Annotated in this window: 7 protein-coding genes; 5 read left to right on the plus strand and 2 right to left on the minus strand. The window is 57.6% G+C overall.

What is annotated here, in order from left to right; all coding sequences use genetic code 11:
- The 3 genes from pglX to ACTIMO_RS06880 all read left to right on the plus strand — a co-directional run.
- A partial coding sequence (pglX, locus tag ACTIMO_RS06870; protein WP_448181915.1) for a BREX-1 system adenine-specific DNA-methyltransferase PglX occupies window positions 1–2,198 on the plus strand: 2,198 nt, incomplete at its 5' end.
- Entirely contained in the window at window positions 2,198–4,354 is a 2,157-nt protein-coding gene (gene brxL / locus ACTIMO_RS06875) for a BREX system Lon protease-like protein BrxL (RefSeq protein ID WP_448181916.1), read from the plus strand. The genes pglX and brxL, both read left to right, overlap by 1 nt.
- 129 nt (window positions 4,355–4,483) lie before the next feature.
- On the plus strand, window positions 4,484–6,337 hold the full coding sequence (locus tag ACTIMO_RS06880; protein ID WP_448181917.1) for a DUF262 domain-containing protein: 1,854 nt from the start codon (window positions 4,484–4,486) through the stop codon (window positions 6,335–6,337).
- A 102-nt stretch (window positions 6,338–6,439) separates the two neighbouring features.
- On the opposite strand, the gene ACTIMO_RS06885 is transcribed toward ACTIMO_RS06880, so the two are convergent.
- Window positions 6,440–6,913, minus strand: coding sequence for an ARPP-1 family domain-containing protein (locus ACTIMO_RS06885; RefSeq protein WP_448181918.1), 474 nt, complete (start codon window positions 6,911–6,913; stop codon window positions 6,440–6,442).
- Window positions 6,914–7,067: 154 nt separating this feature from the next.
- On the opposite strand from ACTIMO_RS06885, the gene ACTIMO_RS06890 reads away from it, so the two are divergent.
- The gene (locus ACTIMO_RS06890; RefSeq protein ID WP_448181919.1) at window positions 7,068–7,679 is read left to right on the plus strand and encodes an NUDIX hydrolase; all 612 of its coding nucleotides are present in this window, start codon (window positions 7,068–7,070) and stop codon (window positions 7,677–7,679) included.
- On the opposite strand, the gene ACTIMO_RS06895 is transcribed toward ACTIMO_RS06890, so the two are convergent.
- The gene (locus ACTIMO_RS06895; protein WP_448181920.1) at window positions 7,676–9,286 is read right to left on the minus strand and encodes an SIR2 family protein; all 1,611 of its coding nucleotides are present in this window, start codon (window positions 9,284–9,286) and stop codon (window positions 7,676–7,678) included. The genes ACTIMO_RS06890 and ACTIMO_RS06895 overlap by 4 nt on opposite strands.
- Window positions 9,287–9,461: 175 nt before the next feature.
- On the opposite strand from ACTIMO_RS06895, the gene ACTIMO_RS06900 reads away from it, so the two are divergent.
- Window positions 9,462–11,738 (plus strand): HelD family protein, encoded by a 2,277-nt coding sequence (locus tag ACTIMO_RS06900; protein ID WP_448181921.1) that lies wholly within the window; start codon window positions 9,462–9,464, stop codon window positions 11,736–11,738.
- Window positions 11,739–12,084 lie beyond the last annotated feature (346 nt).

Raw genomic sequence — 12,084 nt, forward strand, 5'->3', positions numbered from 1 at the left:
AGACCCTGTTCGGCGGGGACATCCTTGAACGCGCCGGAAAGGTGATCCGGCAGTCTGAGTACCTCTCCACCCGGTACCACGTGGTCGTCGCCAACCCCCCCTACATGGGCTCCGGCAACATGGGACCGAAGCTGACGGAGTTCGCGAAACGCGAGTACCCGGACGCCAAGTCAGACCTCTTCGCCATGTTCATGGAGCGTGGAACAGAGGTCGTCAAGAGCAGGGGTTCTATGGCCATGATTACAATGCAATCGTGGATGTTCTTAGGAACCTATCAAAAGCTCCGAGAAGAGCTAGTTCGTTCGGGATCCATTCGAACTATGGCTCATTTTGGGAGTAATGCCTTCGACTCCATTGCCGGAGACGTCGTTTCCACGACTGCCTTCATCTTCGAGCCCGACAGTTCGGCAACCGCGGATGGATCATTTGTGCGTCTTACCGATGGCATATCTGAAGAATCTAAGATGACTCTCTTGCTGTCAGCCATCTCGGAGTCGTCATCCGGCAACAGGTATCACGCTTCATCAGTAGCGTTTTCACTCTTGCCTGGCGCGCCGATAGTGTATTGGTTTTCCAACCGACTTACCGAACTATTTGGCGGTACACGGACTACGGGTTCGGTTGGTCGTGCTGCAAAGGGACTGGTAACCGCGAACAATGACGAATTTGTTCGTGAATGGAGTGAGGTATCTCTGAGTAAGCTGGATTTGGAGTCACAATCGCCGGAGCATGCGAGAATAGCTCGAAAGAAGTGGTTTCGTTACGCCAAAGGCGGAGATTTCCGCAAGTGGTATGGCAATTTTTCGGCCGTCGTGAATTGGGAACATGGTGGGCACGAGATCCGGACGACTATGACGGCGGATGGGTCGCGAGTGAGGGCCACCAATTTCAACCTCGACCGGATTTTTAATCCGGGGATTAGCTGGACCGTTGTGTCAACATCTTCTCCGTCATTTAGATATACGCCGCCTGGCTTCTTATTCGATGCTGCTGCTGGTATCTACCAGTCTAATGACGACACGTACATGCTTGGTCTCCTCAATTCCAAGCCGGCGGCCATGATTTTGGCTGGTCTCAATCCGACGTTGAACCTCCATCCTGGATATCTGGAATCGATTCCGCTCCCGAAGGACGAAGCTCGCGAGGAGGTAAAAGCCACCGTTGCGCCGCTAGTGGCGGCGTACCGGGATGATTGGAACAGCATGGAGACTTCATGGGAGTTTCAGCAATTGGAGGTGATCGCTCGTAGGTCTCCGGCAGCCACATTGTCGGATTGCATTCGGATGACCCAAGTGCTATGGGCTGAACGCACAGAGCAAATGCGAGGAATGGAACAAGCTAACAACGCGCATTTTCTCAAGGCTTACGGGCTGCTAGACGAGATGACGTCGGATCTCGCACCTGAAGATGTGCCTCTCCGGACTAACATTTATTACAAATGGCCTCAAGCGCCAGATCGCGACGATCGACAGCGGAGGGATATGGTGCTCGACGTCGTTTCTTACGCAGTGGGTTGCATGTTTGGTCGTTACAGCCTGAACACTCCAGGTTTGGTGTTGGCGGATCAGGGTGACACGTTGACGGAGTATTTGGCGAAGGTGCCGTCGCCGTCATTCATGCCAGATAGGGACAACGTGCTGCCAGTGCTCGCGGATGCCTGGTTCGAGGATGACATTGTCGAGCGGTTCCGCGGCTTCCTGAAGGCATCCTTCGGGGAGGAGCACTTCGAAGAGAACCTTCGCTTTGTCGAGGAGTCTCTGGGCAAGGACATCCGGAAGTACTTTGTGCAGGACTTTTACAAGGACCACGTCCAGCGGTACAAGAAGCGTCCGATTTACTGGATGTTCTCCTCGCCGAAGGGTTCCTTCAGCGCGTTGATTTATATGCACCGGTACCGGCCGGACACGGTAAGTGTGGTGCTGAACGATTACCTGCATGAGTTCCAAGCGAAGCTGCGAGCCCGTCGGGCAAACGTGGACCAGGTGGCGGTGTCGACCGTGTCCACTGTCAAGCAGCAGTCCACTGCGCGCAAGGAATCCGAGCAGATTGGCAAGATGCTGCTGGAGCTGGAGGAGTGGGAACAAAGCGTGCTCTACCCGCTCGCGACCGAGCAGATCGCCATCGACCTGGACGACGGGGTCAAGACCAACTACCCCAGATTCGGGGCAGCACTGAACAATAAGTTCACCGGCTTCTGATGGACGTTGAAACTGTCGGTGAAGCCGAACAGACAAAGGGGAATGGTGTGGAGTCGCTCGATCGGAAGATCAACAGCGTTTTTGCTGGCTCTGTGGTGCGCAAGGACCTCGTCAAAACAGTAAAGGGTAACGCCATCGTGCCCTCCTATGTGCTGGAGTACCTCCTGGGCCAGTACTGCGCCACGGACGACGAGGCGACGATTCAAGGCGGTATCGCATCAGTGCGGAGGATCCTAGCGGACCACTACGTGCACCGCAACGAATCCGAGCTGGTGCGTTCGCTGATCCGCGAGCGTGGGCGCCATAAAGTGATTGATAAGATCAGCGTCACCCTCAACGACAAGGACGACGTCTACGAGGCCACATTCTCAAACCTCAAACTGAACAAGGTGCTCGTCGACGCGGGCACAGTGAAGAAACACCCAAAGCTGCTGGTCAGCGGGGTGTGGTGCTTAGCAGATGTTGAGTACGAGCACTCACCCGACAAGGGGCAGAGCCCCTGGATTCTTGCCTCTCTGAAGCCGATTCAGCTCTCCAACTTTGACCTAAACTCCTACCTAGCCAACCGGGCTGAGTTCACCACCGATGAGTGGATTGATCTGCTGATCCAGTCAGTCGGTTTCAATCCGGAGATGTTTGACCGCCGCGCCAAGCTCATCCAGCTTGTTCGGCTCATTCCGTTCTGCGAACGCAACTTCAACCTAGTCGAGCTGGGTCCCAAGGGGACGGGCAAGTCCCACATCTATTCAGAGTTTTCGCCTCACGGCATGCTGATCTCCGGTGGAGAGATTACTGTCCCGAAGCTTTTTGTTAACAACGCGAACGGACGTCTGGGGCTCGTTGGGTATTGGGACGCCGTCGCTTTCGACGAGTTTGCCGGCAAGACCAAGAAGTCGGACAAGGCTCTCGTCGACATCATGAAGAACTACATGGCGAACAAGACCTTCTCGCGGGGCGTGGAGACGCTTGGTGCGGAAGCTTCCATGGTGTTTGTGGGCAACACACAACACACCGTTCCCCACATGCTGAAGCACTCCGACCTATTTGACGAGTTGCCGCCGTCCTACCACGACGCCGCTTTCCTCGATCGATTGCACCACTACATTCCCGGCTGGGAAGTCGATATCATTCGGGGTGAGATGTTTTCCGAAGGATATGGCTTCGTGGTTGACTACATCGCCGAGATCCTCAGATCGCAGCGGGCCCACGATTACTCCGACCGGTACACGGAGTTCTTCACTCTTTCAACAGACATCTCCACGCGGGACCGAGACGGCATACACAAGACCTTCTCAGGGCTCATGAAAATCTTGTACCCGCACGGTGCCGCAAGCGCTGAGGAGGTAGAAGAGATACTGCGCCTGGCCATTGAGGGCAGGAAGCGCGTCAAGGACCAGATCCTTCGTATCGATAAGACGATGTCGCCCGTAAAGTTTGGGTACGAGACGCTCGAGGGGGAGTGGCGGGCCGTTGCAACCGCTGAGGAGCTGCAGTACCCCACCATCTACAACCGGTCGTGCACTTATGCGTCTCCTGGAAATTTGGACAAAAAGCATGATGCGGTTCACGATGGTGGCAGCGCAGATGGGTCGCCGTCTGGAGCTGCACAGAATGAATCTGTTGTGGGCACCCCAAAACGTGCGTCGCAACAGCTAGGGCAGACCCTCACGTTTCAGAGCGGTGAGACTGGTGCGAGCTACGAGGACATCTTCGGCCCCTATCTGGACGGCGCCACAAGTGTTGTTTTAGAGGATCCCTACCTTCGTGCACCGCATCAGATGCGCAACTTGGTTGACTTCATCGCTACTTGGGCCCGCCGAATACAGGCGGGGGATGAGGTACAGATGCTGGTGAAGACGGTCCAGGATGACGACCCGAGCTATGCGCAAAAACAGCTGGGAGACCTCCTTCAGATTAAGGGATCGGTAGAGGCAGCTGGGATAAAGATGGACGTCCAGCTTGTGGATTCAGCCGAGCTTCACGACCGCTGGGTGCGAATTGACACAGGCTGGGACATCTCGCTCGGTCGCGGGCTTGACATTTTCGAGCGGTCGGAGAAGCAACTTTACCTCGGGCAGAGCGTGCAAGAATTTCGTAGGGTTAAGTCGTTCAATGTGATCTACCAGCGCAACTTGCGGGGTGCTCCTGCTTCCTAATTTCTGGGAACGCGGCTTAGTGCAACCATCCCTGAATCCTGCTTTCCGCGAGGGCAATGAGCGCATGACTATCCCTGTTTATGGCTCTGACTTGTTCAACTCGACCTTATGATATGAAGTAGGAATCCATTGGAAATACAGCCAGAGAAACAGAACCTCGATCAGACCTTCTCCAACACGGTCTACAATATTGACTTTTATCAGCGGAGCTACAAGTGGGGAGAAGAGCCGGTCCAACGACTCTTCGATGACATACTGTATGAGTTTGAGGAGTCATGGAAGAAGAATCCGGATCTCGACCCAAATCGGGCGAACATTGACGCCAACTACCCTTGGTATTACTTGAACACCTATGTCACGAATACTGTAGAGGGCCGCGTCTTTGTTGTAGATGGGCAACAAAGACTGACGACGCTCACCTTGACGCTCATCAAGTTGGCGCACATGGCCAGAGGGTTTGATTCTCCGACCGCTCCATGGCTCGAAAGCAGGATTGCGGGTTACTCCGGTATGGAGCGCTCGTTCTGGATGAACCATGAAGGCCACATTGATGTCCTGCATTCACTACTCAAGGAGCAAGATCCCTCTACGATCGATGTGACCTCCGGGGTGACGGCGGAGAACCTTGTTGCCAACTTCCAAATCATTAGTGAGATCTTGGTCAGTAAGATTCAGGGCCGACGCAAGTTTGAGATTTTCGTGCACTATTTTTTGTACAGGCTCGTTCTAATCAATCTTTCTGTTGATACCACACATGTTCCCATGGTCTTCGAAGTTATAAATGACAGAGGGGTCCGCCTCAAGCCCCACGAGATTCTTAAGGGCAAGCTCCTGGGACAGATCGATAAGCGAGAATTGGTAGCCGGTAGGTATAACGAGCGATGGGATGATGTGGTGGAGAAGCTCAACCACTTCGGACCTGACACTATCGACAGCTTCTTCAGGTCGTGGTTGAAGGCTAAGTTCGCCGCGAGCAGGGGCTTAGGTGCTCGCTTCGACGGTGATTACCATCGAGAGATCTTCAAGAAGGATCTGAATGACCAGCTGAAGTTGGATCATAATCCCTTGGCAGTCAAGAGCTTTCTTACAACGGAGTTTCAGTACTATTCCTCGCTGTACGATAAAGTGTTGGCTCTTGCCGGGCGGGAAACTGCAAGTTTCTCTGCTGTCTTCTTCAACGGCAGACTTACGGAGATGAACACTCAGATGCAACTTATCATGGCAGCTTGCAGTGTAAATGACCCTGAGGAGGACGAGAAGATTGTCTTGGTGTCGGAGGGGTTGGATAGAGCGTTTTCCTTGCTGCGACTGCAGGGCCTGTACGACTCGAACGAATTTGTCGGTCGGATTGTCGAGATGAGTGTGGCGATCCGCGAGCAGCCGGCAGAAAAAATTCGAAGCCTCATGGACGAGCAGCTCCTTGCGGAGATTGAGGAGCGCCGGAAAGCGAGTGCGACTGAGTTATTCAGTTATCAGCTGTTCCGTCCGATGTCAGTAGACAGGCTTCCCACTCGTTTCGTGCGTTATTTTTTTGGGCGAGTGGAGCGTTATCTAGCACAGGGCATGGAACGAGAGATGAAGCATTCGATATACGACCTTGTGTCAAAGACCGGCACCCGCAATGGATTTCATATTGAACACGTATTGTCATACAATGACGAGAACTTGGCGCACTTCGATCGAAACGAGGAATTGTTTGAAGTTGAAAGGAATCGGCTTGGGGCCGTCCTGCTGCTTCGGGGGCGCGACAATATCTCCAGCAGCAACGAGCCTTATGGTGACAAGCTTCGATCGTACGCAAATACGTTGTATTGGAACGAAACCTTGCGTGAGGACACGTACAAGAGCAAGCTGGACTTCCTGGATTTTGTTCGACTCGAGGACTTGAACTTCAGGCCCGTCGACACCTTTGGGCTAGATGCGGTCGAGGCGCGCCACGGACTGCTCTTTGAGGTTAGCAAACGGATTTGGGACGTCGCGTGACTTTGTTGTTGAGTTGCCCAGTACGCAAGTACAGGAACCCATTCGATAAAGGCAATTAGCCAACTGCCTGCGGTTGAGATTGCCTTTGCGAAATGTGGTTCGTTAGAAGACTCGACCGGGTGGCGAGCATCGGCTGACGCGTTCCCACACCCTGCGCTGCCGCTGGTGCTCACCATCATTTACTCCGGGCCGCCACTGCAGTTCCGCACGGACGTTGACGGGCGCTCGCCGGCCGGATTTGCCGTGGACTGTAGCGCCACCCCAACGCCCCTGTTCCACACAGAATGTCCGCACTTCCGCCGTTTCGCCCGGCGCAATGATTACGTCCACGGCGCAGACCCGGTGCTGATGTCCGCCCTCGAGCAGTTCACCCTCGAGTAGCAGTGCCGGGCGAGTGTTCTTGTTGGTCACCGCCAACCGGTTCACGGCCGGTCCGGAGGCGAGTTCTGCGACGGAGAGCTGTGCGGCCGTTCCACTGGTGATGCCTGCGGTCGCGGGACCCTCTGCCCATACGGGGAAGAAAGTGAGCGGCCCGACGTGATGCCCACTGCCGATGTGTAATTGACGAATCTTCATAGCAGCTCCGTTCGAACCGCCCAGCAGCCAGCTGACATATTGCGCAAAGTCGAGTATGAGTCCTTTTGTTTATTCGCGCAAGAGTGCGCAAAATAGGGGTATGGACAACGCCGCCGGCTCATCCCTCGAGCGGTACCCGCGCCCGTCCGTCGCTGTGGACACCGCCGTACTCACGGTTTCCAACGGACACCTCTGTGTGCTCGTCGTCGCGAGTCCGCTCGGTACGGAAGGCTGGGCCCTTCCCGGGTCCTTTCTGCATCCTGGTGAGCGATTGGCCGACGCCGTCCTGCGCTCGCTGCGGGATAAGGCCGGTGTCACGGGTCGTGCACCGAAGCAGCTCTATGTCTTCGATGATCCAACACGCGATCCTCGCGGGTGGGTACTCTCCGTGGCGCACGTCGACGTGGTGTCGGAGGCAAGGCTCGCTGAGTCGTTGGAGCACGACGGCGTACAGCTGGTGCAGGTGGAGGACCTGTCGACAGGCGGGAAGACGCTTCCGTTCGATCATCCGGACATCCTGGCCAAAGCTCTTGAGTGGGTGCGTTCCGCCTATGCCGGACAGCCAGATCCCGGGGGCCTGCTCTCCGGAGCTTTCACGCTGCGTCAGTTACGAACTCTGCATGAAATCGTCGCGGGACAGAGTCTTGTCCGGGATACCTTCCGCCGCCTCATGGAACCTCAGCTGCTGGATACGGGGGACATGTCCGACGGCGGCCGGGGGCGGCCGTCGCGCCTGTTCGTCCGACCGACCGCTGACCTCGACTAGCGACGGCGTCGCGCTCCAATGGCAGGGACTCGCTCGTCTACGGACCCGGCCCCCAGATCTTCGAGCATCGCGCGGACCCGGGTGCCTCCGCTGCTCGCCCGTTCATCAGCTGAGAGACTGCCCCGAAGTTCCAGCAGCTTGGTGCGGACTGAGGACTCCTCGGCCGTGAGGACTTCCTCGTACCCATCGGCGAGCAGGTAGGAGTGGCTGTCGACGGCGTGCGCCAGGAGCATGTCCAGGAAGATCTCCAGGGTGCGGGCAGCAGCGGGCACATCCGCGCCTTCACTTATGGGCAGCAGGGTGAGCTTGTCCTTCCACGCATACTCGTCGAGCGGGTCGCGGGACAGGGTAAGCGCGGTTGCGACCTCACCCTTGTCGGACGACAACTCCGGGAACGTCCGGCGCACGTCATGGACGATCTCGTGGAAGTGGTCATCAGTGAGCCCGAAGCCCACGAAAAGCAGGTGGTGGGTAACGAGGTTGGCCTTCACCAGCGCGGACAGTGCCGAGCGCGAGGTGTTCAAGCCGAGGTAGTCCTCGCGCGTCAGGACGATCGAATCCGGATGAGTCACCGAGCCGTGAAGCTTGAGCAGCCAACGGCCGTGCTGTCCGGATGTCCCGTTGGGGATGACAGCCGTCGGCGTACCAGCATCAAGGGAGGCTTTCTCAAACAGGTCGTCGTAGTTTAGGGTGATCGCCTGCTTACAGGGAAGGCTGGCGAGCAGCGCCGGCGCAAGGCCGTAACGCTCGAGTGTGACCTCAGCAATGATGGCGTCGTTTAGCGACAGCTTCTTCTGCTCGAAGATCGTGCGCAGAATGCCGGCCTGGTCCAGCACATTGCGCTTCTTCAGCTCGACAAGCTCATCCTGGCTGAGCTCCACCCGCGCGGCGAGCCGGTGGATCAGTTCCGACCACGTCGGGGCTCCCGCACTGACGCTGACGCCGGCGCCCATGAACGGGACCAGCTGACCGGTGCGTGCGCGCTGCGCAAGCGCCGCAGCTTGATCCTGCAGGCTTGGGTCCAATGCGCGGTTCCAGGTTTCACGATCCCGTTTCCTCAGTTGCTGGGCGAGAGCGAAGTCCCGCTGGTCCCGCAGGACAAGGACGACGTCGACGCCCTCCTGCGTGGCCGCGTCCAGGGACACCCGGAGGAGGGTGGTCATGATCTCGCCACGGATCGGAGCCGCACCGCCGCCCCCGGTCCCAAAGAGCGGCAACGCGAGGAGCGGGACCGGTCGGTTGGACGGCATCCCGGCTCTACCCGACTCACGGACCCTTGCGCGCCGTTTCCGGGCAGCAGCTGCTGCTACCTGGATGAAGTGAGTGATAGCGGGAACGACCTGCTCGGCACTCGTGATGCCAGCCATCGGCACGGCCGTGAGCACGGGAAGCGGCCGGTCGAGCGGCCAGTCCGAAGGGAAGAATGCGTGTTCCTTGTCCCGATAGAACCGCTGAGCGTGCTCCGGGGCTACGGCCGTCTCAAGACCGGGAATGCCTTCAATCCACGACCGGCTAACCCGCGGCCTATGGTCCGTAGGCAGCAGCCAGGCATCGCATGCGATGTTCTTCAGATCGCCCATCGTGACGAAGACGTGTGAGGTTTCCATGCTCGTTCCTATCACGCGCTCGCCGGAAGGTGGGAGGCTCTACCTCGCCTAGCTCGGTGCCTGCCCCGACTCGTTTTCTCCGGGTGTCTCAAATTGTCCGATAGCCAAGGTATCTTCCATGAAGGACTGCACAAGGATGTGCTTACCAGGGAGGGCAGCAGTGGGGGAAACAACGTTGAGTGAGATTGAACTGAAGTCTGAGCAGGAGTACTTCGATAACGCGGTTGCGGCCCGCGAGACGGCGGCCGCAGGTTGGAAGCCCGACAAATGGTCAGGCGTAACTCCAGCCGAGCGGCGGGCCTTCAAACTCGCTGCGGAGAAGCGGGTTTTCGACCCCAATGAGAACGTTGCCTTCGGGCGTATCGATCTTGAGGATGGAGACGTCTACTACATTGGGAAATCTGCTGTCTACGACGAAGCTCGCGATCTACTTGTGATTCCCTGGCAGTCGAAGGCGGCGGCTGCGTTCAGTCAGGCGACTCCACAGGATCCTTGTGGGCTGGTCAAGAAGCGAACATTCGACGTCGCGGCAAATAAAGTACGGCGCTTCAACGATGCTGTCTTCGCTGATATCGCTGCGGCCGTGGCGGAGCTTGGAAATGAGCAATTTCTTTCCGACGAGCTGCTCAGCTCGTTGCAGAGTGCTCGTAACGGCGAGATGGCGGACATCGTGCAGACGATTCAGGCCGCCCAGGACAAGATTGTGCGTGCGCCCAAGGACCAGTTGCTCATTGTTCAGGGCGGGCCGGGCACGGGCAAGACGGCAGTAGCGCTTCACCGGGTCTCCTGGCTGCTGTTCAACCACCAGGACGATCTTCAGCCAGAGGATGTTCTGGTCGTCGGGCCGAATGCGACGTTTACCCGGTACATACGGAAGGTACTTCCGGCCCTGGGTGATCAGAACGTCGTTCACAGAGCACTGACAGATTTGCTCGCTGACGGCGCAAGCGCTCGAGGGGAGGAGCCCGTTGCTCTGGCCCGATTGAAGGGTTCGGCGAAAATGGCCGATCTGCTCTATAACGCCGTGTACGACCGGCTACGTGAACCTGAGCAAGCGGTACGGATTCGGCGTCGAAACACAAATTCGTTTGTTGAGCTCGAGGCGGAGACCGTCCGGTCCAATATGACCAGACTCAAGGCTGAGACATACAACGACGGTCGGGGGAAGTTGCGGGATGTGTTCCTCGAGTTGAGCGCAACACAGCTTAGTGCGAGGGGCCTTGCGGCAACCGCCGACATGTTCGAGCGAGAGTCCCTTGAAGGAGCGCTGGAGCGCATTTGGCCTCGACTATCGCCTCAGCAGTTCCTGCGCGAGTTGCTGGGGTCGAGGGAGCGCCTGCTGCGGGCGGGGCGCGATATCCTGACGGCCTCCGAGGTGGAACTGCTGCACCGCCCGATGGCCGAAAAGGTGGGCGACGAGCCGTGGACAAGCGCGGACCTGGCGCTGTTGGATGAAGCTACTGAGATCATCCGCTCAGTTCCAGACCTGTACGGCCATATTGTCATCGACGAGGCACAGGACCTGTCAGACATGCAGATTATGGCTATTCGCCGGCGTTCCCGCAACGGATCCTTCACCGTGGTGGGAGACATAGCTCAATCCACCGGGGCACATGCCGCGGATACGTGGGACCGGGTGCGGGAAGGGCTTAAGTCTTCTCTGCCCACTGCCGTTCTAGATCTTGATCACGGCTATAGGGTGCCGTCCGAAGTCTTTGATGTCGCGCGACCAGTTCTGGAGTTGGCGGCGCCAAGTGTCCGAGCACCACATATCGTGCGGAGCGTCGGGGCCTCACCGGTGTTTTCGGAGGTCCAAGCGGATGAACTGCCGGGCGAGCTTGTGAAGGTGGTGCTGCACCACAGTGGGCGTGGACGCTTTGTCGGTGTCATCGCTGCGGCGCACCGCTGGCCTCGTCTTCGAGAGACGTTCCGCGCCGAGGAGATCTCGTGGGGCGAGTCCACCAGCGGGGAATTGAGCCAGTCAATAAATCTCGTGCTTCCGAAGGATGCAAAGGGGCTTGAGTTCGACTCCGTTATTGTGGTTGACCCGCAGGAGATTCTCGACGAACCCCACGGAGCGCGTCTTCTGTACATAGCACTCACGCGAACGACGACCCGCTTGGACGTGCTGTATCCGGTTGGGAAGCTACCGGAGGTCCTAGGTGGGAAGCCGCTTAGTGAGGAATCGGCTGGTGTTGAGCCTGCACCGCAACCGTCGCCTGAAACATCTGGCGGAATCAATCAGGTCAACTCGTCGTCCTCTCCTGGCTACGTGGGAGGCATAAACCGGGTAGGCGAGCGTGAGGAGCTTCATCAGGGCAGCTTGAGTAGGGTCGAGCGGAGAATGGTGCAGGCTGCCGCAGAGGAGCTACTAGCCGAACTGGAGTCCGTACCATCCAACCTCCGGCCGTACGTCGTGGCAGAGCTCGCCCGTCTAAGTGCCGGGGTCTGAGAACTATAGGCCTCGGCTGCGGTTCCAACAGGATTGTTCGGGTCGTGGCTCAAGCTGCCTGGAGTTCCGACTGAGCTGCCACAGTGCAGGTGAAGGAGCAATTACAAAAAACGTTTAGCGAGTTGCTAAGCGGAGGCAACATGAGATGTCACCGGACTGGAATAGCCTCTGCTCATGACGATCGTGAAAAGAAGGGATCAAGTCCATAGCTGTCCTGTGTGCGGCCACAGTGCCTGGCCCATCATGTATGGCATGGTTCCCCCAAGTGTTTACGAGGCCCATCCCGAGACGGTCTTCGCAGGCTGTGTGGTTTCTGAGGAGCGTCAGATCGACCCTGTCACTGGCG

Source organism: Arthrobacter sp. CP30 (assembly GCF_053470025.1).